At 46.0% G+C, this 26,125-nt stretch carries 28 protein-coding genes; 9 read left to right on the top strand and 19 right to left on the bottom strand.

Features of this window, described 5'->3' with window-relative positions:
* Window positions 1–25: 25 nt before the first annotated feature.
* From ACOGW3_RS10840 to ACOGW3_RS10830, 3 genes are all read left to right on the top strand, one after another.
* Window positions 26–544 carry a LemA family protein gene (locus tag ACOGW3_RS10840; RefSeq protein WP_419902982.1) on the top strand — a complete coding sequence of 173 codons (519 nt, stop codon included), beginning with the start codon at window positions 26–28 and terminating at the stop codon, window positions 542–544.
* Window positions 541–2,508: a DUF2207 domain-containing protein gene (locus tag ACOGW3_RS10835; protein WP_419902981.1), complete on the top strand. Its 1,968-nt coding sequence runs from the start codon at window positions 541–543 to the stop codon at window positions 2,506–2,508. The genes ACOGW3_RS10840 and ACOGW3_RS10835 overlap by 4 nt, the downstream gene beginning before the upstream one ends.
* Before the next feature lie 98 nt (window positions 2,509–2,606).
* Window positions 2,607–4,991 (top strand): heavy metal translocating P-type ATPase, encoded by a 2,385-nt coding sequence (locus tag ACOGW3_RS10830; RefSeq protein WP_419902980.1) that lies wholly within the window; start codon window positions 2,607–2,609, stop codon window positions 4,989–4,991.
* A gap of 9 nt (window positions 4,992–5,000) precedes the next feature.
* On the opposite strand, the gene ACOGW3_RS10825 is transcribed toward ACOGW3_RS10830, so the two are convergent.
* Both ACOGW3_RS10825 and ACOGW3_RS10820 read right to left on the bottom strand, forming a co-directional pair.
* Entirely contained in the window at window positions 5,001–5,630 is a 630-nt protein-coding gene (locus ACOGW3_RS10825; protein WP_419902979.1) for a phytanoyl-CoA dioxygenase family protein, read from the bottom strand.
* Window positions 5,631–5,882: 252 nt separating this feature from the next.
* Complete coding sequence (locus ACOGW3_RS10820; protein WP_419902978.1) at window positions 5,883–6,224, bottom strand: hypothetical protein; 342 nt, start codon at window positions 6,222–6,224, stop codon at window positions 5,883–5,885.
* Window positions 6,225–6,524: 300 nt separating this feature from the next.
* On the opposite strand from ACOGW3_RS10820, the gene tnpA reads away from it, so the two are divergent.
* Window positions 6,525–6,941 (top strand): IS200/IS605 family transposase, encoded by a 417-nt coding sequence (gene tnpA, locus ACOGW3_RS10815; RefSeq protein WP_419901640.1) that lies wholly within the window; start codon window positions 6,525–6,527, stop codon window positions 6,939–6,941.
* Here the strand turns inward: tnpA and ACOGW3_RS10810 are convergent.
* Together ACOGW3_RS10810 and ACOGW3_RS10805 are read right to left on the bottom strand one after the other, a co-directional pair.
* Window positions 6,930–7,352, bottom strand: a complete 423-nt coding sequence (locus tag ACOGW3_RS10810; RefSeq protein WP_419902977.1) for a PAS domain-containing protein — start codon at window positions 7,350–7,352, stop codon at window positions 6,930–6,932. The genes tnpA and ACOGW3_RS10810 overlap by 12 nt on opposite strands.
* A 226-nt stretch (window positions 7,353–7,578) precedes the next feature.
* Entirely contained in the window at window positions 7,579–7,716 is a 138-nt protein-coding gene (locus tag ACOGW3_RS10805; protein WP_419902976.1) for a hypothetical protein, read from the bottom strand.
* Between ACOGW3_RS10805 and ACOGW3_RS10800 the strand changes: the two genes are divergently transcribed.
* Window positions 7,703–8,935 (top strand): ISL3 family transposase, encoded by a 1,233-nt coding sequence (locus ACOGW3_RS10800; protein ID WP_419901077.1) that lies wholly within the window; start codon window positions 7,703–7,705, stop codon window positions 8,933–8,935. The genes ACOGW3_RS10805 and ACOGW3_RS10800 overlap by 14 nt on opposite strands.
* A 444-nt stretch (window positions 8,936–9,379) precedes the next feature.
* On the opposite strand, the gene istB is transcribed toward ACOGW3_RS10800, so the two are convergent.
* The 10 genes from istB to ACOGW3_RS10750 form a co-directional block, all read right to left on the bottom strand.
* On the bottom strand, window positions 9,380–10,192 hold the full coding sequence (istB, locus tag ACOGW3_RS10795) for an IS21-like element helper ATPase IstB (protein WP_419901088.1): 813 nt from the start codon (window positions 10,190–10,192) through the stop codon (window positions 9,380–9,382).
* Window positions 10,189–11,697: an IS21 family transposase gene (gene istA, locus ACOGW3_RS10790; RefSeq protein ID WP_419901087.1), complete on the bottom strand. Its 1,509-nt coding sequence runs from the start codon at window positions 11,695–11,697 to the stop codon at window positions 10,189–10,191. The genes istB and istA overlap by 4 nt, the downstream gene beginning before the upstream one ends.
* Window positions 11,698–11,794: 97 nt before the next feature.
* Window positions 11,795–12,067 (bottom strand): hypothetical protein, encoded by a 273-nt coding sequence (locus tag ACOGW3_RS10785; RefSeq protein WP_419902975.1) that lies wholly within the window; start codon window positions 12,065–12,067, stop codon window positions 11,795–11,797.
* Between the two features lie 95 nt (window positions 12,068–12,162).
* Entirely contained in the window at window positions 12,163–13,155 is a 993-nt protein-coding gene (locus ACOGW3_RS10780) for an ABC transporter substrate-binding protein (protein WP_419902974.1), read from the bottom strand.
* Window positions 13,156–13,237: 82 nt separating this feature from the next.
* The gene (hemW, locus tag ACOGW3_RS10775; protein ID WP_419902973.1) at window positions 13,238–14,461 is read right to left on the bottom strand and encodes a radical SAM family heme chaperone HemW; all 1,224 of its coding nucleotides are present in this window, start codon (window positions 14,459–14,461) and stop codon (window positions 13,238–13,240) included.
* Window positions 14,462–14,587: 126 nt separating this feature from the next.
* The gene (gene rdgB, locus ACOGW3_RS10770; RefSeq protein WP_419902972.1) at window positions 14,588–15,211 is read right to left on the bottom strand and encodes an RdgB/HAM1 family non-canonical purine NTP pyrophosphatase; all 624 of its coding nucleotides are present in this window, start codon (window positions 15,209–15,211) and stop codon (window positions 14,588–14,590) included.
* A gap of 56 nt (window positions 15,212–15,267) precedes the next feature.
* Window positions 15,268–15,987, bottom strand: coding sequence for a ribonuclease PH (gene rph / locus ACOGW3_RS10765; protein WP_419902971.1), 720 nt, complete (start codon window positions 15,985–15,987; stop codon window positions 15,268–15,270).
* 104 nt (window positions 15,988–16,091) lie between these two features.
* Window positions 16,092–16,316 carry a hypothetical protein gene (locus ACOGW3_RS10760; RefSeq protein ID WP_419902970.1) on the bottom strand — a complete coding sequence of 75 codons (225 nt, stop codon included), beginning with the start codon at window positions 16,314–16,316 and terminating at the stop codon, window positions 16,092–16,094.
* Window positions 16,317–16,416: 100 nt separating this feature from the next.
* Window positions 16,417–17,250: an IS66 family transposase gene (gene tnpC / locus ACOGW3_RS10755; protein ID WP_419902969.1), complete on the bottom strand. Its 834-nt coding sequence runs from the start codon at window positions 17,248–17,250 to the stop codon at window positions 16,417–16,419.
* Window positions 17,243–17,368: a hypothetical protein gene (locus ACOGW3_RS10750; protein ID WP_419902968.1), complete on the bottom strand. Its 126-nt coding sequence runs from the start codon at window positions 17,366–17,368 to the stop codon at window positions 17,243–17,245. The genes tnpC and ACOGW3_RS10750 overlap by 8 nt, the downstream gene beginning before the upstream one ends.
* Here ACOGW3_RS10750 and ACOGW3_RS10745 point away from each other — a divergent pair.
* Together ACOGW3_RS10745 and ACOGW3_RS10740 are read left to right on the top strand one after the other, a co-directional pair.
* On the top strand, window positions 17,355–18,602 hold the full coding sequence (locus ACOGW3_RS10745) for an ISL3 family transposase (RefSeq protein WP_419902967.1): 1,248 nt from the start codon (window positions 17,355–17,357) through the stop codon (window positions 18,600–18,602). The two genes, ACOGW3_RS10750 and ACOGW3_RS10745, sit on opposite strands and share 14 nt — an antisense overlap.
* A 70-nt stretch (window positions 18,603–18,672) precedes the next feature.
* The gene (locus tag ACOGW3_RS10740; protein WP_419901077.1) at window positions 18,673–19,905 is read left to right on the top strand and encodes an ISL3 family transposase; all 1,233 of its coding nucleotides are present in this window, start codon (window positions 18,673–18,675) and stop codon (window positions 19,903–19,905) included.
* 100 nt (window positions 19,906–20,005) lie between these two features.
* Here the strand turns inward: ACOGW3_RS10740 and ACOGW3_RS10735 are convergent, their stop codons facing one another.
* The 4 genes from ACOGW3_RS10735 to ACOGW3_RS10720 form a co-directional block, all read right to left on the bottom strand.
* Window positions 20,006–20,644: a transposase gene (locus tag ACOGW3_RS10735; RefSeq protein ID WP_419902966.1), complete on the bottom strand. Its 639-nt coding sequence runs from the start codon at window positions 20,642–20,644 to the stop codon at window positions 20,006–20,008.
* Between the two features lie 55 nt (window positions 20,645–20,699).
* Window positions 20,700–21,062 (bottom strand): IS66 family insertion sequence element accessory protein TnpB, encoded by a 363-nt coding sequence (tnpB, locus tag ACOGW3_RS10730; RefSeq protein WP_419901111.1) that lies wholly within the window; start codon window positions 21,060–21,062, stop codon window positions 20,700–20,702.
* Window positions 21,062–21,400 carry a hypothetical protein gene (locus ACOGW3_RS10725; protein WP_419901112.1) on the bottom strand — a complete coding sequence of 113 codons (339 nt, stop codon included), beginning with the start codon at window positions 21,398–21,400 and terminating at the stop codon, window positions 21,062–21,064. The genes tnpB and ACOGW3_RS10725 overlap by 1 nt, the downstream gene beginning before the upstream one ends.
* 75 nt (window positions 21,401–21,475) lie before the next feature.
* Entirely contained in the window at window positions 21,476–22,642 is a 1,167-nt protein-coding gene (locus ACOGW3_RS10720; protein WP_419902965.1) for an MFS transporter, read from the bottom strand.
* Window positions 22,643–22,749: 107 nt separating this feature from the next.
* Here ACOGW3_RS10720 and ACOGW3_RS10715 point away from each other — a divergent pair, with 107 nt between their 5' ends.
* Window positions 22,750–23,394 carry a helix-turn-helix transcriptional regulator gene (locus ACOGW3_RS10715; RefSeq protein WP_419902964.1) on the top strand — a complete coding sequence of 215 codons (645 nt, stop codon included), beginning with the start codon at window positions 22,750–22,752 and terminating at the stop codon, window positions 23,392–23,394.
* Window positions 23,395–23,499: 105 nt separating this feature from the next.
* Here ACOGW3_RS10715 and ACOGW3_RS10710 read toward each other — a convergent pair whose 3' ends face one another.
* Window positions 23,500–24,714 carry a type III PLP-dependent enzyme gene (locus tag ACOGW3_RS10710; protein ID WP_419902963.1) on the bottom strand — a complete coding sequence of 405 codons (1,215 nt, stop codon included), beginning with the start codon at window positions 24,712–24,714 and terminating at the stop codon, window positions 23,500–23,502.
* Between the two features lie 322 nt (window positions 24,715–25,036).
* On the opposite strand from ACOGW3_RS10710, the gene hrcA reads away from it, so the two are divergent.
* A complete protein-coding gene (hrcA, locus tag ACOGW3_RS10705) occupies window positions 25,037–26,089 on the top strand; it encodes a heat-inducible transcriptional repressor HrcA (protein ID WP_419903035.1) in 1,053 nt (350 codons plus the stop codon).
* Window positions 26,090–26,125: the final 36 nt, after the last annotated feature.

Here is a 26,125-nt window from a genome sequence, read left to right as displayed (position 1 = left end):
ACAAAGCGGAGAAGTGCCCTTAATCTTGTTTTGGGGTGTTTTAATCTACAACCGGCTTGTGCGATTTCGTCAGCAAGTATCTGAGGGCTGGAGCGGAATAGATGTTCAGCTCAAAAAACGCAGTAACCTTATTCCAAATTTAATTGAAACGGTTAAGGGCTATGCAAAGCATGAAAAAAATACCCTGACCGAAGTTATCGAGTCTCGAGGCCAATGTGTTAATGCCCGCAAAGGCGGGGTATTGGAACGTGGAGAGGCTGAAGGAAAGCTCGCCAATTCTCTGGTGAACCTTTTTGCTGTCGTTGAAAACTATCCGGATTTGAAAGCAAATGATAGTTTCTTAAACCTCCAACATTCTTTGACGGAAATAGAAAACGATATTGAGATGGCCCGAAGGTACTATAACGGGGCCGTGCGCATCATGAACATTGGGGTTGAGGCTTTCCCTGGTGTTTTGATTGCCAAGCGTTTTAACTTTACGCGCGCAGATTATTTTCAAATTGAAAACCCCCAAGACAGGCAGGCCCCTGGAGTAAAACTATGAGTATTTTCTCTACACGGTTATTACCTTTTGTATTCTTCACTTTAATTCAGTTTGCTTTTGTTATTCCAGAGGCCGCAATGGCGGTTGAAGAACGTATCACCCGTTACGTTTCGGACATTGTTGTCAAAAAAAATGCCAGTTTGATTATAACTGAAACCATAACGGTCCAAGCACAGGGGCAAAAAATCAAACGAGGCATCTATCGGGATTTTCCGACTAAATACAAGGTAGATGGCAAGAATTACAACGTTGGTTTTGAACTGATTTCTGTGAAACGCGATGGTGTTCCTGATTCCTACCATACCGAAGATTTACGCAACGGGATCCGCATATATGTTGGTCAAAAGGATTATTTTTTACCAAAGGGAAGTTACCAATACGAACTCCGTTATAAGACGACACGCCAAATCACGTTTCTTGAAAATGTGGATGAACTTTATTGGAACATAACTGGCAATGGTTGGGATTTTCCGATCGATGAAGTCAGGGCCAAAATAAACTTACCCTTGGGGGCGGATATTATTCAGTCAACTGCCTATACCGGGTATCAGGGAGAGCAGGGAGCTTCTTATAAGAGCGACATAAATCAAAACCAGTTGACCGTTGAAACCACGAAGATATTGCGTAGTCGTGAAGGACTATCTGTTGCAGTTTCATGGCCCAAAGGATTTGTGACAGCACCAAGCGCTTATGAGCAAACCGAAATGGTGATCAGAGACAACCTGGGCCTTGTTGCTGGTTTTGCCGCGTTGGTTATCATGACATTTTACTACCTCATCATTTGGTACTTTTATGGGCTCGATCCCGAAAAGGGCATAATCATTCCTCAATTTTCAGCGCCTAAGGGTATGTCTCCTGCCGCAGTTGGTTTTGTTCTTAACCATGGGTTTCGGAATGAATTCAACGAAGAAACAGCTTTTAGTACAGCGTTAACAAGTTTGGCGACAAAGGGCTTTATAACCATCAGGCAAGAAGGCAGTGATTATCGTATAACGAGATGTGATTTCGGGAACATATCCAAATTACCAAAAGGTGAGAAAAAAATTCTTGGTATGCTGGTTCCTCAAGTCGGAGAAGAGTTTTGTTTGGATAATGTTTATAGTTCTACCTTTTCTTCGACGTTTGATAATTTTCAAGAAGAGGTTCGCTCGGAATACCGCGAAGGATATTTCTCAATAAATATGGGCAAGTGGATCTTTGGCTTTTTGATTGGCTTTATCGGAGTGTTTATGTCTTTGGCTAATTCCAATCTCGACATGATGGTGCCGGGTGTCTTTATCATGGGTTTTATTGGCATATTTGCCGGCGTTTATTTGCCTGGCGTTAGCATATTGGTTGCCTGGTTATTAAACACAATTGGGTTTTCAAAGTCCCTGGCAAGTAAGTTATCTCTTTCTATATACTTGTTAATTCCAATGTTGGCTTTAACCTTGATCGAAGAAATTACAGGGGAAAGTCTTTCGATAGAAATCTATTGTATCATCACCTTGATTTTTACTGTGGCTCTTCTTTTTCGACACCTCCTCGAAGCCCCGTCTGTTAAAGGGCGTAAAGTTATGGATGTGCTCGAGGGATATCAGCACTATCTCACTGTTGCTGAGAGCGATAGGCTCAAAACGATAGGAAAAGAACCCGAGTTTACCGAAAAATTATTTGAGCAGCACTTACCCTACGCCATGGCTTTGGGGGTGGAAGATCAGTGGCTGGATAGATTGAACGGTCACTTGATTGCAATGAATAAAGAACCCTCACAATACGAGCCTGACTGGTATAGCGGAAATTATGATTCGTATGGGTCGGGTTATGGAAATTCAAATTTTGTATCAGGCCTAAGAAGAGGAATCTCCCATACTGTCTCTGCAGCATCGACCCCGCCGAGTTCATCTTCCAGCGGTAGTGGCTTCTCTGGAGGGGGCGGTTCTTCAGGCGGCGGCGGCGGCGGTGGTGGCGGCGGAGGTTGGTAAGTTACCGGGAAATTCTAAATCAAACGGTCAAAGGCTTGACTTACGCTATATATGAAAATATATTCATATGAATAATTGTTCATGTGTAGGTATTTTTTATGTCTCATAGTCTATCGCTCGCTGACTTCATGCCCGAAGCAGAAAACTGTAATGATTGTCGACAGAGGATTTTCGATCGTCTAACAGAATTTCCAGAAATTTCTGAGCTGGAAGTAACCCGTAAAGTTGTTGCGTGGGTCGGTGGTGAAGATGCAAGAGCTGTTATTGAAGCTGTTTTGGATGAGATCAAGGCAGCACACCATCACCGGGCTTGGATCATTAGCGGGATGGATTGCCCCAGTTGTGCCAAGACTATTGAGAAGGCAGTTGAACGGGCATCAGGTGTTCATAGCGCGCGCATATCTTTCGCGCGGGAGAGACTGAACGCAGACTTTGATCCGGCCCAAGTGTCAGCTATGCAGCTTGAGGGTATCGTCAAAGGACTGGGTTACAGCCTGTCCAATGATAATGTTGAAAATGCCCCTGCAAAAATTAAAGAAAAATCTAGTTGCTGTTCTTCGAAAGCCGTTGAACACGATCACCCTGTTTCCAGTTCAAAAGCTAAAGCAAAATTTGGTTTGATTGAGCAGTTGAAAAAAAGCTTAAATCAAAGTTGGAGTAAGGTCGCTCTTGCTGGTGGTTTTTTAATTCTTGCTGTTGCTCTCAGCCAGGTTTGGCCTGAAAATTCTCGCATTTTCTACAGTATTTCGGCCCTTATTGGTATGGTACCGATCTTCTTAAACACAGTGCGCTCCATTCGATTTGGTCAATATTTTGGCATTCAAACCCTTATGACAGTGGCGGCAATTGGCGCTCTTCTTTTAGGTGAAGCTCTCGAAGCATCAATGGTTCTTTTCCTCTTCTTAATTGGGGAGGCATTAGAGCAACGCGCGGCCAATAAGGCCCGTGAAGGCGTGACCCTGTTGTTGGAGTTGCAGCCAAAGACAGCTCGCCTTGTTAATGGAACGAACAGTCATGAAGTTCCCGCCGATACTCTTTCTATAGATGATGTCATCGAAGTTCGGCCGGGTGAGAGATTACCTGCCGATGGTGTTGTTCTGGACCAAATTGCAGTACTGGACGAATCAGCGCTTACGGGTGAATCAATTCCCTGTAATAGAGAAGAGGGCGAAGCTGCTCTGGCTGGGGCGCTGGTTTTGGAAAACCTGACCCGTTTTCGGGTTTCATCGGAAGCAGGCGATAACACCCTTGATCGAATTATTCGCCTGATTGAAGAATCTGAAGAACACAAGGCGCCGTTCGCCCGATTTATCGATAGATTCTCATCCTGGTATACGCCAGCAATGATGATTGTAGCATTGTTGGTGGCGGTCATCCCGCCGTTAATGTTTGCTGAGAGTTGGTCGGTTTCGGTTTATAAAGCTCTGACACTCCTTATTATTTCCTGCCCCTGTGCGTTGGTTATTTCTGTTCCCGCGGCGGTAACTTCATCTCTTGCAGCTTCGGCACGTAATGGCCTTTTGATCAAGGGGGGCGCTGCCTTGGAAATCTTGTCTCGGACTAAAGCCATGGCCTTTGATAAAACGGGGACACTTACAGAGGGGAAGCCAGAAGTAACTGACGTATTTTCTTTGCTTGATGAAGTGGAAATGATCACGCTCGCAGCTGCAGTTGAGAGAGGATCAAGCCATCCTCTGGCATCCGCAATTGTCTCCTATGCTGAGAAACAAAATATAACCATCCCAGCGGTGACCTCTGCCCAGTCCATCACGGGAAAAGCCGCTAGTGGTGCGGTCAATGGTCATGACATCATCGTTGGATCTACGGACTATTTATCTGAAGATCTTGCGAACAACAAAGCCATATCAGATAAGGTGAAACAGCTTCTGGAGCAGGGGAAAACCGTTGTTCTCGTGAGTGTTGACGGAGTGTTGAGTGGGCTGATCGCTTTACGTGATAAACCTCGTGAGGCGGCCCCGGATGTCTTAGCTCAGTTAAAAAATCTTGGAATTGAGACCATTATGCTGACCGGGGATAATCCCAAAACCGGGGCAGCTCTGGGACAGCAACTCGGCCTCGCAGTGAAAGCGGGATTAATGCCACAGGATAAACTGGCTGAAATAGAAAGCCTGCGTCAGAGCGGTACCGTTGTTATGGTGGGCGATGGTATTAATGATGCCCCGGCGTTGAAGATTGCGGACGTGGGAATTGCCATGGGCGGAGGAACCGATGTTGCCCTCGAGGCCGCAGATATTGCTCTGATGCAAAACAGGCTAGAAGATCTTCCAAGTTTGATCCGACGCGGTCGTGAAACCATGACCAATATCCATCAGAATGTGACGATTGCCTTAGGCCTAAAGGGAATATTCCTGGTGACGACCCTATTGGGAATGACGGGCCTGTGGATGGCCGTGGTCGCAGATACGGGGGCAACAGTGTTGGTAACGCTTAACGCTTTGCGCCTGTTAAGAGGGCGCCTGTAAATTCTCCGCCTAGCTTGTAATGTTATCCGGTAGATCGGCGATATGTTTGTATTTATCGAACTGCTGGATAATCAGGCTTAGACGCTCTTCCGGAGTAGGTGGGTTTTGAGGATCAAACAAAGGCTCACAGAGCGGATCCAGCGCGGCGTTTTGGAACTCAAGGGAAAGGCTTAGTCTCGGCTCTTTGGCAGAGGCGTGGCTACGTCCTCCCCAATGGAATAAGTCCTGTCGCCAACCGAGAAGAGATCCTGCCTTTGCCGGTAAACAGAGGACATCCTGTAGGGGGATCTGTGAAGGTTCCGTTATCGGAGCATCGTATTGCCGTTCGTAACTCAGCGGCAGGACAGACATGCAGCCGTTATCCGGAGTGGCATCCGTTAACGGAAGCCAAAGACTGAGAGATACCAGCATTTCCTGACCGTATAACTCTATTACCGACTGGTCGGCGCTATCGCGGTGAGGCGGCCAGCCCTTACCTTTTCCGGGTTCAATATACCAAGCCCAAAAATGTGGGAGTATGCGGTAGTTATCGCCGAGAAAGTTACTCAAGAGGGTGCGAAGCCTGAGAAACAAGGTCCAGGTTTCATCATAGAGATAGATAAATGCCTGAGGAATTTGTTGTTTGTGGAACTGATTCATGGCCTCGCGGACAGGTAAAAGTTCTTGTTCTGAAATGAGCCCCGGACAATTGAGGTAACCGTCCTGCCAAAGAGTGTCAGATACGTTGCTAAGGCACTGGTCGTTGATAGTTGGGAGCGGGGCGCATTCGAGTTTATTGTTTGTGATTGATAAGTGTGGGTTTAGTTTTCGCCAGAACTCTAAATCTTGATAATGTTCTCGGTCTATCTTCATCGCGCGTCTATCCCCTGGAAGAACCTGGCTCTAACCCACCTATGAAATGATGCGTTTTAGCGAAGCATCCAAAATGGATCTAGCCATCGCCTGGGCAGTATCGGTTAAAAGCTTGCCATCATCAGCTTTGGGCCCGACAAGTTTTTCCAAAACATAATCAGAGGGTAGGTCATCAATACCTGCTGATATAACATCTGGGTGCGATTTCAATTCATCGATTAGCGATATACAGCCCAACCATTTATGGGTCAGGGTTTGAATGACACGATCTTTGTCTTGTGACAATTGTGAGAGCTTGTCATCTGGGGCGAGATCAGAAAATCCAGAGCGTCTCATCGCTTGTGCGTAAATGACTTCAGCAGCTTTTTCCAGTTTGATCATCACCAATTCCTTTGTTTTAGCCCTTGTCTCAGAAATGGTCGTTAGAGGCAACCAGACGAATGTAAAAACTTAATGAGCTTATCGATCAGATGAAAGATTTCGGAAGGAGGAGAATGAGCCTGTAGAAGAGGTTAGAGAACGGCAATAAGTAATAAAAAACTCAGGTGATTTATTATCCAACACTTAGGTTTAAAACCACCGACTTTCAGTCGGTAGAGTCGGACTTTAGTCCTTTTTTCTCAGTCATTGTATACTCCCAAGAGGTCGTCCCGGAGGGGTGAAACCTCTTGGGAGTATACAATGACTTACACAGCCTCTGGCCATGCCGTTTTTCACAATCGCTATCACCTCGTCTGGATTACGAAGTACAGATACCGGGTATTGACCAGGGAAATGCGCCTTCGTATCCGTGAGATTACCCGCCAGATATGCGCTCAGTTGGGTGTAACTATCGTCAAAGGCGTATTGTCTGATAATCATGTCCATATGTTTGTCGAAATACCTCCCAGGTTGTCTGTCAGTGATTTCCTGCAAAAAGTTAAGGGCTGTACATCCCGGAAGATCCAGCAAGAATTTCCAGAGCTACGCAAACGCTATTGGGGGCAGAGGTTTTGGGCGCGGGGCTATTTCTGTACAACAGCTGGAAACGTCACTGAGCAAACCATTCTGGATTATATCGAAAACCACACCCCCGAACCTACCGGCTTAAGACGGTAGTCGTTCAGGTGTTGATAAGTGATCATGAGCGAACGGAAGTACTACTCGTAGGTAGTGATAATCACCTTCGCTGACTGTATATGAAATCTCCCAAAGCAGGGGGTTTTCAGTTTCAAAAGTTGTTTTAAACTCATCAAAATGTTTTTGATAAATTGGGGTTGGAGTGCCATCCAAGATGCTTTGTCCTGCCAGATCTTCGTTAGAGGCCGCAGATATTTCAGTGCCATCTAAGCGGTAGATGAAGTCCAGTGGATCTTGTTGGATCTCGATAATACAAAGACGACCGAGATAATCCCTGAAATCAAAAGGATTTAACTCACTTTTTAAAGGAAATTTGTTTTCCGCTTTTAAACGCTTCCAGATACCTAAGAGGTTGATAACGTCCTCTGGGGCATCCTCAATATCTGTCATAGATGAGCGGTACGAGAAACTAGACATGAATAATAACTGAATTTAATTCGAAGGAATGTCAATGTTTCTATTGTGAAGAAAAAGAAACCCGGGTGGGGGAATTCAATTGGTTTTCGATTGTAAATTCATATGGAGTTTGCATTTTCCACTGAGCTATATCTGCCATTTTATTTTCGGACTTCTAGAGTCATTTCTTTACTGTTTGGAAGTATCGAATTCAGGTCAATTAAATCAAACTCTGGCTTAAAGTTATATGGCTCTTCTCCGCTTTGTTGAGTAGAAAAAGATGCCGACCGCCAAGTAACCTGTTGATATGTATGGTTTCTGATAACTTTACATAGAGCAGGTATATGACAATCAACATCTCGCAGCATATTTTAGGCCTCAAAGGGCAACGTGTAAATGAAATTAAACTGGATGACGGCGGTGTTAAGATTGTCATTCACTGCAGCCGAGACGCGCGTAGGAGGGCTATAGACCCTGCTACAGGCCAGAAGGGAAGCATCAACCAGCATGTCCGCCGACAAGTAAACGACATCCCCCTTTTTGGGTATCCTTGTGTGGTCGAGATTGAGCTGGCGCAGGTTTATATTAACAAGGGCGAACGCCGCATTGAGGGGTGTGATTTTGTTGATAAAGGGTGCCGTTTCACTCACCGATTTTGCCGACTGATCAGTGGATTATGTCGGCATATGTCTATTCAAGCGGTTTCCAGACATTTGGATATACGATGGGAAACGGTCAAGAATATCGACAGGGCATACCTTATTGAAACTCTCCCTACGCTTGATCCTGCAGAGCTAACTGGCTTGGAATATATTGGTGTAGATGAAGTTGCCCGGGCGAAAGGTCATGACTACATGACGGTGGTCTACGATATGGTTGGCGGTCATCTGATCTGGGTTGAAGCAGGCCGAACTGCCGAGGTTTTTTCAAGGTTTTTGAAACAACTGCAACCAGATACAGCCTGCAAAATAAAGGCCGTAGCGATGGATATGGGGCCTGCCTACCAAAAGGCTGTCAGAGAGTCCTTGCCGTTGGCCGACATAGTATTTGACCGTTTCCACGTCATGAAAAACTACAGCAAAGCTATCCATAATCAGCGTCGACTTGAGTTCAGAAAGGCCGATCCAAGTGGTAAAGAGTTGATGAAAGGGACACATTATCTGTTGCTCAAAAATGCGGATAAGTTGAGTGAAAAACAAAGTGACAAGCTGCAAAGGTTGCTGGAGAGCAATAGCAACCTGAATGCACTTTACGTCTTGAAAGAACAGCTTCAGCTGCTGTGGAGTGCCGCTTCATTTGAGGCGATGGCGGAGCAACTGGAACGTTGGTGCCTGATAGCAGATCAGTCACAGATGCTCTATCTAAAAAAGTTCGCGAAATCCCTACGGAAACATTGTGTGGGCATCTGCAACTACGCCAAACACAAGCTCACAAGCGCCAGGATAGAGGCTGGTAATGTCAGTATAGGAATGATCCGTAAGCGAGCCAGAGGCATCAAGGATACCGAATACTTCAAACTCAAAATTAGACAATCATCCATTCCAGATAATCAATCTATGCTCTATTTGAAATCCTAAATCTACTCAACAAAGCGGAGAAGTGCCAGTTATATGTTGTCGGACAGATCGCGGTAGGTGTGAAATGTACCTTGGGAAGAATTTAAAGAATAACAATAATTGAGAAAAAAACCGGGAACTTCTGAAGACGAATTTCGGTCTTCTGCAAAGGGTAGAATTAAGCGATAATAATCATAAGGCTCATCAGCTTCATAACTAACGTGCCATACTTGGGGTACGGCTGCTTTATAAGCACTTTTAAATTCATCGAAATGCCGTCGATAAACTTCCTTTGGTGTGCCCTCTAGAAGGCTTTTACCACAGAGATCTTCGGGTGAGGCCGCTGATATCTCTGATCCGTACAAACGGAAGATAAAATCCAGGGGGTTGTAGAGCGTCAACCACTTTGTCCGGTTGCGTCAACCACCTTGGCCGCTTTTGATGCGGCTGTGATCTGACGTTTATTTACGATGCTTCAGGCATATTTTTCACCTTTTTGTTTGTGGTTTTCCGCAACATTTTTTTGAGATTTTGGGCGGCTTCCCATTGTCTGTAGCTGTCGATATTCATCTCAAGAATGGTTGAGTGGTGAACAAGACGATCGATTGCTGCAACGGTCATGGCCTTATCTTGAAAAATATTGTCCCATCCGCTAAAAGGTTGATTGGCAGCAATTGCAATACTTCGGTACTCATATCGTCTGGCGATCAATTCAAAGAGCACGGATGTTTCAGATATATCCCTTTGTGCATAGGTAATATCATCGAGAATGATGAGATCAAATTTATCGAGTTTTGCGAGGGCGTTTTCGAGCATAAGTTCACGTCTGGCAGCCTGGAGTTTTTGCACCAGATCACTGGTTTGCGTATAGAGCACACGGTATCCAGCCTCTATAAGAGCATAACCTACGGCGCATAGGAGATGAGTTTTTCCTCCCCCTGAATTTCCAATGGCAATCAGATTTGCTCTTGCGTCAATCCAGTCACCGGCAGACAAGGCTTCGACCTGCGCCTTTTTCACGTTAGGCAGCCGCTTGAAGTTAAAAGTGGCCAGAGTTTTTCCGCCCAGCAGGTTTGATGCGTTGAGATGGCGTTGAATGCGTCGCGTGTCCCTTTCGGCCAATTCATATTCGGCCAAAACGGCAAGGAACCTGGCTGCTGACCAGCCCTCCTTGTCGGATTGGATTGCGATATCTTGCCAGTGTTTGTGAAAGCTGGGTAATCGTAAGTCAGTTAGCATAAGAGGCAGCTTGTGCTGATCCACTTCAATGTTTGTCATGCCCGATCCTCCAACAGAGTATCAAAGACTGATAATGAAGGTTGAACCACGGGAATATCAGGAGGTAAATCCGTGTTCTTTTTTGTGATATTCAGCTTAAGTTTTTTTGCGCAAGGTAGCCTTCCTGCATTGATTTCTCTCGAAATCAGGTGCGCGACTTCGGCCTCACAAGCCTCTTCGTGCGCAAGGAAAAGTATCCCAACCATCTGACGACACGCATCTCTGCGGGACAACTTTTTCTGAAACAATGTCCAGGCCAGGGAGTACTCGGTTCTTGGAAAAATACTGTCACGATAAATAGAATTGGCGAGTGCCTGAGGTTTACGTTTGAGAGCATGAATGACGTGATGATAATTGATAACATGAATGCGGGGGCCTTTGCCGTGCCCCCGCTCACGAGAATGGCTGACGACATGAGTGCTGCCTAGATAGGCTTCTATCCGGTTATCGTAAATATGGACACGCAAGCGTTGACCAATTAGGCGAGAAGGGGCGCTATAAAAAACCTGCTTAACTAAAAAACCACTTGTTTTGGTAACTCTCGACACGACTTCAGTGTAATCTGTTGTTCGCCGAGGAGGTAACGCCTTGAGAGATTTCAACTCTGTTTGGATATCTTGGTCACGATGTTTGTTCCGTCTAGCAATCAGCTCGTCCAAAAATCGCCGATACTCATCCAAAGTGTCAAAGTCATTACTGCCACGCAAAATCAGGGCCTGCTTTATCGCAGTCTTAAGGTGACCGTGGTGAGATTCAATGGCACCGTTCTCGTGTGATTCCCCTCTGTTATTTCGACTGGCCTCCATACCGTAGTGCTCAACAAAAGCAGAATAACGTTTGGTAATGTCCTCCTTTTCCTCAACGCTCAAATTCCGAAAGGCCGCAGACAGGCTGTCGGTCCGGTGGTTTTCAGGAGCGCCCCCCAAGGACCAAAGCGCATTTTGTAAGTTCTCCGCAAGGGCTGTAAAACTCTCACCGCCAAGTACGACCCCAACATGTTCCCATCGGCTATATACCAGAACAAAATGATAGAGCCGATGCACCAAAGGATCTCCTGCAATGGTAATACTTAAGTCGGCTGCATCCGTGAAATCTGATTGGCCCATGTAACCCGGCTCAGGTGTTTGCCTGAAAATGATATCCTTTTCAGGGCCATTCAGAGCCCGCCATCCCCGAACTCGGCGCTCTAACGTGCGCTTGACACGGTCATCGGGAAAACGGAGCGGATAGAGGCTCTGTATGTGGCGCAACAAAGTAATGGGTTTGACCGAGTTGTCTTTATCCAAAATGGGAAGGATGTCCTTATCCCAGATATCTTCAAGCGGATCAGAAACTGTTCGCCCTCGCTTTATATTGCGTTGTGACGGTAAAGTCGCATCAACGTCAAATCGGCGGGCCGTGCGTTCGCTAAACCCTGCGCGGGCAGCGGCGGTTCGTTGACCATGAGTTTTTCTATCTGTCATGTAAAGTCTCAGTTGTTCATCTGTGATAAATTTATACGGCAAACAGGTTCCTCCAATTACATCTAGAGGTTCCTAATTTATCAACTCACAGCAGCTTGTAACTAACACCAAATTAAGCCTTGGCCGGTGGATCTGATTATCAAACGGGCACGCCCTTTTTAATGATCAGATCCACCGGCCAAGGTGGTTGTCGCAACCGGCCAAGGTTATTGTCGCTGAACAGGGGGTCTTGTTGAATTTCAATAATGCATATTCTACCAAGGAAATCCTTGTAATCTACCGGGTCCATTTCATTTTTTAAAGGAAAGCCGTCCGCAGGTTTTTGATCATTCCAGATTTTGAGTAATCGGGATAAGTCTTCGGGTAACTGATCCGTTTCTATAAGAGAGGATTGGTAGGTATTTTTTTGCATCTAATTTATCGGGCTTAAATTATATCTGGATAGACTAATTCTATCGACATTATAACGCATATTTATTTCCTTGGCTTCGTAAATGTCACCAGGATTTAATTTTGAAGCATCATGTGGTGTTTGCATTTTCCACTAAGCCATCTCTGCCACTTTTTCGGATTTTTCTCGAGCCATTTTTCTGCTGCTTGTCGAGGGGTGTATCCCTCAAGGTTCACCAGTAGAGATAGGTCTTCTATCATCTTATTGTTGGCTTCTATTCTTTGAAGAATGTTGTAAGCACAGGGCCACACCTTGGGGAATTCGTGCCAAACGACCTTTTTAAGCCACCCATCAATGGGGTTACCACAATCATAGGCAAGATTGGGATTGATTCCCCATGCGGGATCTGTCGCACACTCTTTTGTATAGGCTGGGAACTTTATAAATTTTCCTGGATAGTGGTGATCTATCCAGTTTGGAGTCCAGTTATAGACGAGGATAGGACGCCTGGCAGCAATATGCTTTTTAATCTCTTCGCGTAATTCAGTCGAATTCCTCAGACGCTTTATAGTGAAGGGAAGATCAAGAGCAATGATGCGAAAATGTTCAAACTTATCCCAAGGGCCTGTAATGTATAGACCTTTCTCAGGATCGGAACTTCCTTCGAAAATTGTGGCGCATTTACGAAGAGCTTTCCAGTTGGGCAGGCCGGGGCACAACGCCTCAACGTAGATAGGGTACCACCACTCTTCTTGCGTAGTTGCTCTGTGTGTTCCCGCAGAGACAATCAATCCTTTTGCGAGCATTTGATGTAATTGGTGACTTTGTGAACCTTCCCATACTTCTATCTGGGCGTGGATGCGTCCTCTTCCCAGAGCGCCCCATTGTTCTGTTATATCGACAGGGGCAAATATTACTCTGTAACCAACGCGTTCTAGTACGCTTCGATAAACCTCTGACAAGACGATCTGACTGGACCAGTTATTAATGGCAATAACGATGGGTTTATCATGTTCTAGGTGATTGGCCACAGTACCACTAATACCTGACAAGATAAGGCAAGCAGTCATCGTTACGAATAATAAAGCCTGACGAAAGTAAGCAATCATTACTCTTACGATAACATCAGGGCGGTTAATTAATTATGTGGGTTATGTTTTTTATAAATCCTCAAAAGAGGCGGGGGATGAATCAGGTTAACAGGTAAGACAACAGGCTGTTTAATCTTGTTCGTCCAGAAGGTGTCGCCCGGATTTTATCATCACTAAGGACCAATAACTGCTCATCACAAAGCTGTTTAAGCCTTGAGTGGTCTATTCGGTTGGTAAAATCATCACCGGTTTCCTCGGAAATAGCTTTTAAAGAAATGCCTTCTTCAAGACGCAGTCCCATCATCATCATTTCTTCAAATCGTTCCGCTATCGAAACGGTGCTGTAGGTTCTGGTTGCATGTCCGGCTTGCTCAACAGTATCGAGCCAAATTTCCGGAGCACGGTGTTGTCTTGTCGCCATTTTAGTGCCCAATGGACTACCGTCTGACAAGGTTAGACGTCCGTGGGCACCGGGACCGATACCAATATAATCTCCGTATTTCCAGTAGGTTAGATTGTGGCGGCTTTCCTGACCTGAGCGGGCATAATTAGAAATTTCGTAATTTAGCAGACCTTTTTTTTCCATGATTTCGTTAGTCAGATCATAGAGTTCAGCTGCTTTGTCGGGGTTGAGCTCTGTGAGCTCGCCACGACGTCTTGCACCGTGAAAAGCTGTGTTTTCTTCAATGGTCAATTGATAGAGAGAAAGGTGTTCGGTTCCCTCAGCCAGGGCCTGTTCCAGTTCTTGTGTCCAGACCTGTTTGTCTTGTTCTGGGCGTGCATAAATGAGGTCGAAAGAAAATCGGTCAAAGTTTTTTCGCGCAATATCGATTGCTTTCAGGGCTTCCTGGGCGGAGTGTTCGCGCCCGAGAAAACGCAAGTCTTCATCGTTTAGAGACTGGATGCCCAAAGAAACCCTGTTTATTCCTGCCTGAGCAAAAGCGGCAAACTTGCCTGCTTCGACAGAAGTCGGGTTTGCTTCCAGAGTGATTTCCAGATCATTGCGGGCTGGCCAGTGTTGACGAATGCGATCTATCAGAGCTCCTGCTGTCTGCGGTGCCATAAGAGAAGGAGTTCCACCACCAAAGAAAATCGAACTGACAATTCGCCCTTCCCCGCCTTTGTTTTTGAGTAATTCTGCATAGTGATCAAGCTCTTGTAGAAGAGCTGTTCGCCACCGCTCCTGAGACACTTCTTCTCTGACGTGGCTGTTAAAATCACAATAGGGGCACTTCTTCAGGCAAAAGGGCCAATGAATGTAAATTCCAAATCCTCGTCTGGCAGCTGCAGGTAAGGGGGTGGATGATTGCAAAGATGTTTCCATTTATTTGCCTGACATTGAAGGAAGCAGAATAGATCTTGGCCTCCCTTCGATATAATTTACATAATCAACCGATATTTGATTATGGATGCTTTGCTAAAGGCAAGTCTATCACAGGCCTGATTTAGCTTAAGCCTTAAACTTCTCTTCGACCAGAAGAGCAAAAGCGCGTGCACGGTGGCTCATAGAGTGTTTACGAGCCGGGTCCATTTCGCCAAAGGTGATGTCCTCACCTTCAGCCTGAAACACGGGATCGTAACCAAAGCCTGAAAGACCTCGTGCTGGGTGGACAATCGTGCCATCGACGCGACCTTCATAGACTTCAGTTGTACCGTCAGGCCAAGCCAGGCAAAGGGCGCAGACAAAATAGGCTGCCCGATTGCTATCGCCATTTTTTGCCGCGACTTGAAGTTCTTGTTCTACTTTTTCCATAGCCAGGCCGAAGTCTTTACTTGGCCCCGCCCAACGCGCAGAGAAGATCCCTGGATCACCGTTAAGAGCAACTACGGCAAGTCCACTGTCGTCGGATAAAGCTGGCAGGCCTGAACCCTTTGCTGCGGCAAGTGCCTTTATTTCAGCATTGGCAGCAAAGGTATCACCGTCTTCTATTGGTTCAGGCAGGCCGAGATCACCCGCAGATACAACATCTACGCCATAAGGCGCGAGAAGTTCCGCAATTTCCCTGAGCTTTCCAGGGTTATGGCTGGCTAGAACTAGCTTGCCATCCCGTAATGATTTATCGGCCTGTGCCATGACCATCTCCAATAGATTTTTTATATAAGTAATATGAGCTGAAGAATTAGCTTTACTTACTCAATGCCGATGGCCTGTTTTTGAAGAACAACAAGCTCTGAAATACCTTTTTCTGCGAGGTCGAGAAGTGCATTGAACTCGTCGCGTGAAAATGGTTTTTCTTCGGCTGTACCCTGGATTTCAACAACCCCGAGATCGCCTGTTAGAACGAAATTGGCATCTGCTTGTGCGTTGGAATCTTCAGGGTAATCAAGATCGAGAACCGGTGTGCCTTCGAAAATACCGCATGAAATCGCTGCAACGTGATCGGTCAGAGGAATGTTTTCTATCATGCCAAGTTTTTTCATGTGCTGAAAAGCAAGGTGCAAGGCGACAAAACCACCCGTAATGGAGGCTGTACGTGTGCCGCCGTCAGCTTGTAGAACATCACAGTCAATTTTAATCTGACGCTCGCCAAATCCTGTCATATCGGCAACTGCTCGAAGAGAACGGCCAATCAAACGTTGAATTTCCTGGGTTCGACCAGACTGTTTACCACGGGCAGCTTCACGGCTTGAGCGACTGTGGGTTGCGCGGGGGAGCATGCCGTATTCAGCGGTGATCCAACCCTTGCCAGAATTGCGAAGCCATGGCGGAGTGTTGTCTTCTACGGATGCAGTACAAAGAACATGGGTGTCGCCAAATTTAATCAGGCAGGAGCCTTCAGCGTGTTTGCTGAAATTGGTTTCAATAGTGACCTGACGCATCTGGTCTGGTTTGCGGTCTGAAGGACGCATGGTTTACCCTCGAGTTGGAAAAGATGTTTCGCGGAAGCTACCTTATGGCTCATGTGAGGTCCAGAAAGATTGCGTCAAAATTCCCTAACTGAAGGCAAAATACTCTAAATTAACTCCGGTGTAGAAGACATAGGTGTTGCCTCGATCTCTTTCCGCTTAAGGCGGACCATGTTTACAGCCAAAATAGTTGCGATGATTAATACAGGTATAAAGATGGCATGAACCCAATAAGCGGTTTGTTCAATGATTTCGAGATTTGCATTTTCACTAAAACCAATAATCGCGGCTGGAATTCCGGCAATTGCTGGACCAAAAGCTGCACCGCACATTTGAAGAGTTGGTACCGCGCCGGATCTTCGATCTTGTTCTTCCTTGTTTCCCGTTTCAATAATGACAGAGGAAAGATCGTGAGCGTGACGTTAACCGCACCTATTTTTGCATGATGTAAGGTGTTACGTTGTTTCTGTTGACGTTCCAGGGCAGCAGAGCTTCAAAGTCTTCGACGGTTTTTGCTTTAGGTAATTGGGTAAAAATGTGTCGAAGATATGAATATGGCTCGATCCCGTTAGCCTTGGCGGTCTCGACGATAGAGTAAAGATTTGCACTGGCCTTGGCACCATTTTGGGATTTTGAGAACAGCCAATTTTTCCTTCCTATTACAAACGGCTTAATTACGCGCTCCATTTCATTGTTATCAATTGGCAAGCGGCCATCATCAAGGTAGCGAATGAGCCGAGGCCACTGCTTATCAATGTAGTGCAAAGCCTTGCCAAGTAACGATGTCGGCGGCACCGACGATTTGACCTTGGTAATCCACTCTCTCAAGTCTTTAAGGATTGGTTTGGCCTTTTCCTTGCGTAATAGCCGACGTTCGTTATCGCTCATGTTTTTTGCGAGCTTTTCAATGCGGTACAAAGCTCTGATGGCCTCCATGGCATGATCGGCAAGGCCGGGTTTTCGCCTTTTGGACTTCTTCCGTGCCTTGATGACATCATTGAACTTACGCCGGGCGTGAGCCATGCATCCGACGCCGATGATTGTGCTGTCGGATGTCACATTCAGATAGACCTGATATCCATCACTAACAAGATACCCAGTGTAACCTTCCAACAATCGCCTTGCCACATCCTCCGCCCTGGAGGGATCGTAGTGGAACAGGATCACTGGCTGGTCCGGAGGGCCTCCTTTTTGCCCCCACATGTAGGATTTGCTTTGAGGTTTTTTCCCAGGTTCTTTCAAGACCTGAACGCCAGTCTCATCCATGGCAATGATGGCTCTTCTCCGCTTTGTTGAGTAGAAAAAGATGCCGACCGCCAAGTAACCTGTTGATATGTATGGTTTCTGATAACTTTACATAGAGCAGGTATATGACAATCAACATCTCGCAGCATATTTTAGGCCTCAAAGGGCAACGTGTAAATGAAATTAAACTGGATGACGGCGGTGTTAAGATTGTCATTCACTGCAGCCGAGACGCGCGTAGGAGGGCTATAGACCCTGCTACAGGCCAGAAGGGAAGCATCAACCAGCATGTCCGCCGACAAGTAAACGACATCCCCCTTTTTGGGTATCCTTGTGTGGTCGAGATTGAGCTGGCGCAGGTTTATATTAACAAGGGCGAACGCCGCATTGAGGGGTGTGATTTTGTTGATAAAGGGTGCCGTTTCACTCACCGATTTTGCCGACTGATCAGTGGATTATGTCGGCATATGTCTATTCAAGCGGTTTCCAGACATTTGGATATACGATGGGAAACGGTCAAGAATATCGACAGGGCATACCTTATTGAAACTCTCCCTACGCTTGATCCTGCAGAGCTAACTGGCTTGGAATATATTGGTGTAGATGAAGTTGCCCGGGCGAAAGGTCATGACTACATGACGGTGGTCTACGATATGGTTGGCGGTCATCTGATCTGGGTTGAAGCAGGCCGAACTGCCGAGGTTTTTTCAAGGTTTTTGAAACAACTGCAACCAGATACAGCCTGCAAAATAAAGGCCGTAGCGATGGATATGGGGCCTGCCTACCAAAAGGCTGTCAGAGAGTCCTTGCCGTTGGCCGACATAGTATTTGACCGTTTCCACGTCATGAAAAACTACAGCAAAGCTATCCATAATCAGCGTCGACTTGAGTTCAGAAAGGCCGATCCAAGTGGTAAAGAGTTGATGAAAGGGACACATTATCTGTTGCTCAAAAATGCGGATAAGTTGAGTGAAAAACAAAGTGACAAGCTGCAAAGGTTGCTGGAGAGCAATAGCAACCTGAATGCACTTTACGTCTTGAAAGAACAGCTTCAGCTGCTGTGGAGTGCCGCTTCATTTGAGGCGATGGCGGAGCAACTGGAACGTTGGTGCCTGATAGCAGATCAGTCACAGATGCTCTATCTAAAAAAGTTCGCGAAATCCCTACGGAAACATTGTGTGGGCATCTGCAACTACGCCAAACACAAGCTCACAAGCGCCAGGATAGAGGCTGGTAATGTCAGTATAGGAATGATCCGTAAGCGAGCCAGAGGCATCAAGGATACCGAATACTTCAAACTCAAAATTAGACAATCATCCATTCCAGATAATCAATCTATGCTCTATTTGGCTCTTCTCCGCTTTGTTGAGTAGAAAAAGATGCCGACCGCCAAGTAACCTGTTGATATGTATGGTTTATGATAACTTTACATAGAGCAGGTATATGACAATCAACATCTCGCAGCATATTTTAGGCCTCAAAGGGCAACGTGTAAATGAAATTAAACTGGATGACGGCGGTGTTAAGATTGTCATTCACTGCAGCCGAGACGCGCGTAGGAGGGCTATAGACCCTGCTACAGGCCAGAAGGGAAGCATCAACCAGCATGTCCGCCGACAAGTAAACGACATCCCCCTTTTTGGGTATCCTTGTGTGGTCGAGATTGAGCTGGCGCAGGTTTATATTAACAAGGGCGAACGCCGCATTGAGGGGTGTGATTTTGTTGATAAAGGGTGCCGTTTCACTCACCGATTTTGCCGACTGATCAGTGGATTATGTCGGCATATGTCTATTCAAGCGGTTTCCAGACATTTGGATATACGATGGGAAACGGTCAAGAATATCGACAGGGCATACCTTATTGAAACTCTCCCTACGCTTGATCCTGCAGAGCTAACTGGCTTGGAATATATTGGTGTAGATGAAGTTGCCCGGGCGAAAGGTCATGACTACATGACGGTGGTCTACGATATGGTTGGCGGTCATCTGATCTGGGTTGAAGCAGGCCGAACTGCCGAGGTTTTTTCAAGGTTTTTGAAACAACTGCAACCAGATACAGCCTGCAAAATAAAGGCCGTAGCGATGGATATGGGGCCTGCCTACCAAAAGGCTGTCAGAGAGTCCTTGCCGTTGGCCGACATAGTATTTGACCGTTTCCACGTCATGAAAAACTACAGCAAAGCTATCCATAATCAGCGTCGACTTGAGTTCAGAAAGGCCGATCCAAGTGGTAAAGAGTTGATGAAAGGGACACATTATCTGTTGCTCAAAAATGCGGATAAGTTGAGTGAAAAACAAAGTGACAAGCTGCAAAGGTTGCTGGAGAGCAATAGCAACCTGAATGCACTTTACGTCTTGAAAGAACAGCTTCAGCTGCTGTGGAGTGCCGCTTCATTTGAGGCGATGGCGGAGCAACTGGAACGTTGGTGCCTGATAGCAGATCAGTCACAGATGCTCTATCTAAAAAAGTTCGCGAAATCCCTACGGAAACATTGTGTGGGCATCTGCAACTACGCCAAACACAAGCTCACAAGCGCCAGGATAGAGGCTGGTAATGTCAGTATAGGAATGATCCGTAAGCGAGCCAGAGGCATCAAGGATACCGAATACTTCAAACTCAAAATTAGACAATCATCCATTCCAGATAATCAATCTATGCTCTATTTGAAATCCTAAATCTACTCAACAAAGCGGAGAAGTGCCGCAATGATATCGTAGTTTAGGAGATGGTCGGTAAACAGATTAATCAGGGGCTGAACAAGATCACCACATTTGATCACCCACCGCGAGAGTAATGTACGGTTAACTCCACACCGGAGCGGTTCAGAACAGGTACCATACGATAGAGAGGCAGGCCATCCACATACTTTCCCGTTACCACATAAGCAAGAAGTCCAGCAGAAGCGATGCTTTTGGGGATGGGCTGTGGTGGCAAGGGCGCGATTGTTACGCCTTCTTCGCATGATTTACAGGCGTATTTGAAACGCACATGCTGAAGAACCTGCATTTTAGCCGGAATTATATCCAATTGTTCGGTGACTTCTTCCCCAATTCTGGCCATAAGACCACATCCGCAAGCGCAAATCTTTTCTTCTTCGGGGATATCGTGTTCAATCCGCACACGGGGCAAGTCTTTTGACAAAGAGCGGCGTCCACCCCTTTTACGGGTATGAGCTGGAACTTTGATCTCTTTATCATCGTCTTCTGCCCCTGTGTCGTCCTCAGCCGCTTCCTCTGCTTCATCAAACAAGAGACCTTGCTCTTGCGGGGATGTCTTCTCACTGGAAGCGGCAAACTGCTGATGACGCAATAATCTGTTTTGCTCTTCAAGAATATCAATACGCGCATGAAGACCACCTATTAAAATACGTGATTCTTCAAGGCTTTCAGGGAAAGAAATGGGCGCTTTTGACATAGCCGAAGTATACCAAATTTATACTCTTCAAAACAGTATAAAGTGCTGTAAATATTTAATATATCTCCGAATAATTTACAGGCTTATGCTCTTTCACATGACGGAGGTCAACACCATCCAGCAACCAGTTCAATTGGCGACCACTGAGCTCTATACGGGCTCCTTTGCTCAAGTGTCGTGGCCAATGAAACCGATCTTTTTCAAGGCTCTTTTGCCACAAACAAAATCCGTTTTTCTCCCAGTAAAGTAACTTGACCTTGTTGCTTAGACGATTAGAAAAAACAAAGAGGTAGCCAGAGAATGGATCAAGGCTGAGGATGTCGTCAACAAGCATCGACAAACCATTTATGCCGCGACGAAAATCAACGGGATTTGCGCAAAGATAAATGACGGGCAAAGCATCTGAAGGCCGCCGCATCACAGACCTTCAAGTGCATCTACAATAGATGTTAAATCCGATGTTCTCCCCGAAACAGGCCATTTGACTTCTAGCCCGTTACGAAGGCAAACCTGACAATACAATAAGCCTGGGCCATCAGCTGAACCATTTACAATCTTGTGTAAATTTTCATCTCGACTAGAAACAACAAAAAGACCCCGCTTAACAAGCTCCCCCTTTTGATGATAAAAATCCTTCAGGTCAAGATCGTGTGCCTCGGCATAAGCTTTCATGCCCACCCCGTTTAACTCACACGAACGCGCATGCTCAAGCCAATGGAATTCTGTTCGCGATAAATCGTTCTCAATTGCTGACATTAAACGCTCCATTCAAAAGAAAAATGAAGCATAACCATTATTCATTAGCTCAAACAGATGCGGTTAACGTCACGCTCACGAAAGATCGGCCCAGAAAACACCAAATCCAGCACCGGCAAGGAAAATGGCAATACTCAGGAGCCACAGAGGGCCGCCGTAAAGGGTTACGGCAATGCCATAAACACCGAGCAGGGCGATAAAAACGCCTACTGGGATCAGGTAAAGGCGCCAATGGGTATTCTGAGGCAATTTGGCACACAGCATTGCAGCCAAAGACCAGGACAGGGATTCTACCGCGACCATAAAACCAGCGGAAAGAGGTGAGAAACCATGTATCTTCTGGAGTATATACGGTCCATAGACCACGAAAGACATCGCTGAGGCCATGGTCAGAAAAACAATCGCCAAACCGGTGCCGGAGGTGTGGAGTAGGCTAAGGCCATGTCGAGGTAACAAAGTGGTAACTGCTTTTTTGTCACGGTACAGGAATAGAGCAAACAACACGAAACCGAGAATTAACAGTAAAATGGCATATTCAGGCACACGGTTAGCCATTGCCACGATCAGAACGGAACTGGTTAACAATCCCAACCGTAATAGGGGGAGTGATTGTTGGCCTGTTGTAGACGCATCACTGGGTGCGATTTTGTCGCTTGGAAAGGTTGTTCTGACCAGAATGACAAACAAAATGGAGCATGCGGTTACAACATAAAATCCACCACGCCACCCGATTGTTTCTGCAAATATACCTCCTGCAAGGGGGCCGCCAATGGAAGCAACACCCCAGACGACTGATTCCATTGCAAATACTGTAGGCCAAAGGTTTCGCGGAAATAGATCACTTATGACGGTATAGCAGCTCGCCAGGATTAAACCTCCACCGGCTCCCTGAACAATTCTGGAAAGAAGAAAGAGCTCTATTGAAGGGGCAACACTTACCAAAAGAGAGCCAATGGCAAAGACTGCACCCGCCATGGTGAGGATTGCCCGGCCGCCAATTTTAGATTTGGCCGTTCCTGCCGCCAGTGAAGCGATCATGGCAGCTGTCGTATAGAGTAAGGCTGACCAGTTTAGAAACTCGACGCCGCTAAGATCATCCACAGCAGAAGGGAGTAAAGTAGAGGTAATAAGGCTGTTGAGGGCATAGAGAGCAACACCCATGCAGATAATGACAAGATGTAAGATGTTCGTTGCTGTCATCTTTGGGGCATCAAGTTTGTTTGCAGATGTTGATGTGCTCATCATTTTGCCTTTAATATAAAAGTAAAATCTTTTGTAATTATACTTATACGCAATAATTAAAAAAGCAAATCCTTTTATATTTGTTTTTGTGGTTTATACTCTTGCTCATGAAAAAGAACGCTAAAACAGAAGATGCGATCCTCGCTTTATTAAAAGCGCGTGGAATTATGTCGGCAGTTGATCTTGCTGACAAATTAAACATGACGTCAATTGGGATGCGTCAGCATCTAAAACGCATGGGCGAAGCAGGAATGATTAAGGCAGCTTCTGCGAATCATGCTTCGCAAAAAGGCGCTGGAAGACCTGCTGCGAGTTGGGAGTTAACGGCTGATTCTCATAATAAATTTGGGGATTCTCATGCACTGTTAACCAAGGATTTGATCGAGGGAGCCAAGGCTGTTTTTGGCGAGGAGGGTGTAGAGCAACTTGTTGCTTACCGAGAAGATCAAACTTTAAAGTTATATACAAAGAATATGTCTGAGGCCTCATCTCTAAAAGAGAGAGTCGCTAAGCTTGTCGAATTACGGGAACAAGAAGGATATATGGCCGAAGCTGAGGAGGATGGAAACGGTGGCTTTTTGTTTATCGAAAATCACTGCCCGATCTGTACAGCAGCCATGGCATGCCAAGGATTTTGCCGTGCAGAACTAACCGTATTCCAAACGGTTCTTGGAACAGATGTTATCGTCGAAAGGGTAGAATACCTGCTAGAAGGGGGGCGAAGATGCAGTTACTCTATTCGCCCGAAATAGTTCCAGAAATTGCCCCTGAAATAGATTGGGAGTTCAGCAGGTGTATTTATCACCCTGCCTGAAGGTCTCTCTATAATCCTGGGGCTCTCTCAGCAATTAAGGGGCTTAGATGCAAACACACTTTAGAGGTGGGAAACCATTAAATCCAACCGAAGAATAGGTTGAGGTATAGGCCCCTGTGGAGTGAATGCGTATTTTGTCGCCGGCTTTTAAATCGAGCGGCAGTTGGTAGGCAACATCTTTGTAGAGAACATCAACTGAGTCACAACTCGGACCTGCCAAGATAACAGAGCCAACTTCGGTGTTGGATTCTTTACCGACAATGGATATCGGGTATTTAATGGCCTCATCCATACATTCAGCAAGACCTGAGAATATACCGATGTCCAGGTAAACCCAACGTCGTTCATCTTGCGCTTGTTTTTGCGCTACCAAGATCACTTCGGCTTCGATAATCCCTGCATTACCAACAATATACCGGCCTGGTTCGATAAGTATTTTTGGAACTTGTTCACCAAATTGTTGCTCTAGGGCGAGCTCTAATCCCTGGCCATAAGCTTCTATGCTTGGGATATCTGTCGTGTATTGAGTTGGAAAACCGCCACCGAGGTTAATGTGGGTGAGGGGGATTCCTCTTAATTTCAAAGAGCTGTAGAGCATCTTTATTTGGTTTAATGCCAAACCCCACTGATGGATTTGGGTCTGCTGAGAGCCGACATGAAAAGAGAATCCAGTTGGTATCAGACCTAATTGCTGAGCCTCTATCATCAACTGCTCTGCCATTTCCAAGGAGCAGCCAAATTTATTGCTTAGCGGCCACTCTGCGCCTGCACAATTAACGAGCACGCGGCAAAATACATGGGACCCGGGAGCGCTTTCGGCTAACTTGCGAAGCTCCTCGGCGCTATCAAAAGCAAAAAATCGGATACCTTTGTTAAAGGCAGCAGCAATATCACGTTGTTTTTTTATCGTGTTTCCAAAGGAAATTCGATCTGCACTGATACCAAGAGCCAAACAGCTTTCAATTTCGCTCAGGCTGGCGGCATCAAAGGATGATCCCAGGTCGGCAAGTTCTTGAAGAATCTGTTGTTCCGGATTGGCCTTTACCGCATAAAATATCTCTGCCTGAGGCATGGCTTTATTCAGGTTTTGGTAATTGAGCGATACCTGTTCAAGATCCACAACGAGGTGGGGATCTTGAAAATTAGCCTCGGTAAAAAAGGAAGATACCTTGGGGCTTAACTGATTGTTGGCCATAGGAATGGTTACAGTCTCACCTTGGGTAGGCTCAACAAGAGCAGGCATAAAATCAGTTGCCATTACGTAAACTCTCTCCGGGTGTTGCTCTTTTGCACAATGTTCAAGGAACCATGGTAGTATAACACTTGTTTATAATACGTGCTTCCATGCATTAGCTTATCAGTCTTCAATACCTGATTTGTTGCCTGATAAGGCCAATTGAAACGGCATGCAAGAATTTAATGCTGTGACCTAGGAACTGATAGCATTGACCACCGCTTGGGCCATCACTACATTTATTGATGGGAAAGGCGTTTAGGGTTGTTTTGTTTATGGAATCCATTCGTCTAAATGAGAGCTTATTGGTGAAGGCAAAGTGGTCAATTTGAACGATAAATCCTTAATGCCATTTGATGTGCCTGATATGAACGATAGATCGCGGGAGATTTTTCGCCTCGTTGTTGATGCTTATGTGGAAACCGGTGAACCCATTGGATCAAGAACGCTTTCAAAAAAACTAGGTATGGACCTATCGCCTGCAACGATCCGTAACGTCATGGCGGACCTCGAAGATATGGGGTTGCTGTTTTCACGTCATACGTCCGCAGGCCGACTCCCCACAGATGTGGGACTAAGACTTTATGTTAACGGTCTGCTTGAGCATGGTAACCTGAGTAAAGACGAAAGGTCCCAGATCAAGGCCCAGTGTGCTGCTGGTGGTAAATCGATGCCTCAGCTTCTAGAAGAAACCACGGGCATGCTTTCTGGTTTGTCCCAGTGTGCAGGCCTCGTCGTTGCGCCAAAGCTTTCTGAGCCGCTAAAACATATAGAATTTGTATCATTGGCTCCGGGGCGGGCACTGGTGGTCATGGTTTCGGCTTCAGGCTCAGTTGAGAATCGAGTCGTAAACATCCCATTGGGGTTGCCTCCTTCTGCTTTGGTGGAAGCTTCCAATTTTCTATCGGCACGTTTGATTGGCCGAACCTTGGAAGAGGCTATTGTTGAAATTCATACGGAGCTCAAGGCCCATCAGGTTATGTTGGATGAGTTATCGCAAAAAGTGGTGGAACTTGGTCTGGCGACCTGGGCGGAAGATATAAATGGTAGTTCTCACGGGGCTTTAATCGTTAGAGGGCAGGCTCAGCTCCTTGAAGATATAAATGCCCTTGAAGATTTAGATCGGGTACGCCATCTGTTCTCTGCACTGGAAAAACGTGAATCGTTGGTTCGATTGCTCGAGATGACCAAAACAGCTGAAGGCGTACAAATCTTTATCGGCTCTGAAAATGAATTGTTTGCTCAAGCAGGCTGTTCTGTAGTAATGGCACCGTATAAAAATGCTCGACAGCAAGTTGTTGGTGCGATCGGCGTCATTGGTCCTACGAGAATTGATTACGCACGGATAATTCCCATGGTGGATTATACCGCCAAGATACTTGGTCGAATGGTAGGGTAAGCAAGGCTGAAATCTTGTGAAGCTTTGAAGATAGTA

This window comes from Kiloniella sp. (genome assembly GCF_965205715.1).
Taxonomy (GTDB): domain Bacteria; phylum Pseudomonadota; class Alphaproteobacteria; order Kiloniellales; family Kiloniellaceae; genus Kiloniella.
This window is presented reverse-complemented; position numbering and strand designations above follow the sequence as displayed.

What these genes read in the sequence shown, in the direction of transcription:
- ACOGW3_RS10805 (WP_419902976.1), bottom strand. Translation starts at nt 7,716, where the DNA reads ATGTTGATTGTCATATACCTGCTCTATGTAAAGTTATCAGAAACCATA.
- ACOGW3_RS10720 (WP_419902965.1), bottom strand. Translation starts at nt 22,642, where the DNA reads ATGAGCACATCAACATCTGCAAACAAACTTGATGCCCCAAAGATGACA.
- ACOGW3_RS10810 (WP_419902977.1), bottom strand. Translation starts at nt 7,352, where the DNA reads ATGACAGATATTGAGGATGCCCCAGAGGACGTTATCAACCTCTTAGGT.
- hemW (WP_419902973.1), bottom strand. Translation starts at nt 14,461, where the DNA reads ATGGAAACATCTTTGCAATCATCCACCCCCTTACCTGCAGCTGCCAGA.
- ACOGW3_RS10800 (WP_419901077.1), top strand. Translation starts at nt 7,703, where the DNA reads ATGACAATCAACATCTCGCAGCATATTTTAGGCCTCAAAGGGCAACGT.
- istB (WP_419901088.1), bottom strand. Translation starts at nt 10,192, where the DNA reads ATGACAAACATTGAAGTGGATCAGCACAAGCTGCCTCTTATGCTAACT.
- ACOGW3_RS10760 (WP_419902970.1), bottom strand. Translation starts at nt 16,316, where the DNA reads ATGTGCGGTGCAGCTTTTGGTCCAGCAATTGCCGGAATTCCAGCCGCG.
- ACOGW3_RS10710 (WP_419902963.1), bottom strand. Translation starts at nt 24,714, where the DNA reads ATGGCAACTGATTTTATGCCTGCTCTTGTTGAGCCTACCCAAGGTGAG.
- ACOGW3_RS10780 (WP_419902974.1), bottom strand. Translation starts at nt 13,155, where the DNA reads ATGATTGCTTACTTTCGTCAGGCTTTATTATTCGTAACGATGACTGCT.
- ACOGW3_RS10725 (WP_419901112.1), bottom strand. Translation starts at nt 21,400, where the DNA reads ATGTCAGCAATTGAGAACGATTTATCGCGAACAGAATTCCATTGGCTT.
- ACOGW3_RS10830 (WP_419902980.1), top strand. Translation starts at nt 2,607, where the DNA reads ATGTCTCATAGTCTATCGCTCGCTGACTTCATGCCCGAAGCAGAAAAC.
- hrcA (WP_419903035.1), top strand. Translation starts at nt 25,037, where the DNA reads ATGCCATTTGATGTGCCTGATATGAACGATAGATCGCGGGAGATTTTT.
- ACOGW3_RS10825 (WP_419902979.1), bottom strand. Translation starts at nt 5,630, where the DNA reads ATGAATCAGTTCCACAAACAACAAATTCCTCAGGCATTTATCTATCTC.
- rdgB (WP_419902972.1), bottom strand. Translation starts at nt 15,211, where the DNA reads ATGGCACAGGCCGATAAATCATTACGGGATGGCAAGCTAGTTCTAGCC.
- tnpA (WP_419901640.1), top strand. Translation starts at nt 6,525, where the DNA reads ATGACTTACACAGCCTCTGGCCATGCCGTTTTTCACAATCGCTATCAC.
- ACOGW3_RS10740 (WP_419901077.1), top strand. Translation starts at nt 18,673, where the DNA reads ATGACAATCAACATCTCGCAGCATATTTTAGGCCTCAAAGGGCAACGT.
- tnpC (WP_419902969.1), bottom strand. Translation starts at nt 17,250, where the DNA reads ATGGATGAGACTGGCGTTCAGGTCTTGAAAGAACCTGGGAAAAAACCT.
- ACOGW3_RS10750 (WP_419902968.1), bottom strand. Translation starts at nt 17,368, where the DNA reads ATGTTGATTGTCATATACCTGCTCTATGTAAAGTTATCAGAAACCATA.
- ACOGW3_RS10820 (WP_419902978.1), bottom strand. Translation starts at nt 6,224, where the DNA reads ATGATCAAACTGGAAAAAGCTGCTGAAGTCATTTACGCACAAGCGATG.
- tnpB (WP_419901111.1), bottom strand. Translation starts at nt 21,062, where the DNA reads ATGCGGCGGCCTTCAGATGCTTTGCCCGTCATTTATCTTTGCGCAAAT.
- ACOGW3_RS10735 (WP_419902966.1), bottom strand. Translation starts at nt 20,644, where the DNA reads ATGTCAAAAGCGCCCATTTCTTTCCCTGAAAGCCTTGAAGAATCACGT.
- ACOGW3_RS10745 (WP_419902967.1), top strand. Translation starts at nt 17,355, where the DNA reads ATGACAATCAACATCTCGCAGCATATTTTAGGCCTCAAAGGGCAACGT.
- ACOGW3_RS10785 (WP_419902975.1), bottom strand. Translation starts at nt 12,067, where the DNA reads ATGCAAAAAAATACCTACCAATCCTCTCTTATAGAAACGGATCAGTTA.
- rph (WP_419902971.1), bottom strand. Translation starts at nt 15,987, where the DNA reads ATGCGTCCTTCAGACCGCAAACCAGACCAGATGCGTCAGGTCACTATT.
- ACOGW3_RS10715 (WP_419902964.1), top strand. Translation starts at nt 22,750, where the DNA reads ATGAAAAAGAACGCTAAAACAGAAGATGCGATCCTCGCTTTATTAAAA.
- ACOGW3_RS10835 (WP_419902981.1), top strand. Translation starts at nt 541, where the DNA reads ATGAGTATTTTCTCTACACGGTTATTACCTTTTGTATTCTTCACTTTA.